Raw genomic sequence first — 413 nt, 5'->3', positions numbered from 1 at the left:
TGCGCCGCCATATGCCCAACGTGGATACGCGCGTGGCGGCCATCTACCGGCGCAACCGGCCGATCATCCCGCGCGGCGACACGGTGATCGAGGCCGACGACGAGGTGTTCTTCCTCGCCGCCCGGCGGGATATCCGCGCGGTCATGAGCGAACTCAGGCGCATCGAGCGGGGCTTTCGCCGGGTGGTGATTGCCGGCGGCGGCAACATCGGCGAGCGCCTGGCCGAGCATCTCGAGCATACCCACCAGGTCAAGATCATCGAGCACAGCCTTACGCGCTGCACCATGCTCTCCGAGCGGCTCGACCGCACCGTGGTGCTTCACGGCAGCGCCACCAGCAAGCGGCTGCTCGAAGAGGAGAACATCGAGGAGTGCGATATCTTCTGCGCGCTGACCAACGACGACGAGGTCAAC

Annotated in this window: 1 protein-coding gene; it reads left to right on the top strand. The window is 66.3% G+C overall.

Annotated features, from left to right (window positions below; genetic code table 11):
• Positions 1–413: NAD-binding protein (locus tag HW452_RS17380; protein WP_224107342.1), on the top strand; the 413-nt coding region annotated here is incomplete at both ends.

Source organism: Vreelandella aquamarina (genome assembly GCF_020075495.1).
Classification (GTDB): domain Bacteria; phylum Pseudomonadota; class Gammaproteobacteria; order Pseudomonadales; family Halomonadaceae; genus Vreelandella; species Vreelandella aquamarina_A.
The sequence above is the reverse complement of the archived record's forward strand: the minus strand, read 5'-3'. Positions and strand labels throughout refer to the sequence as shown.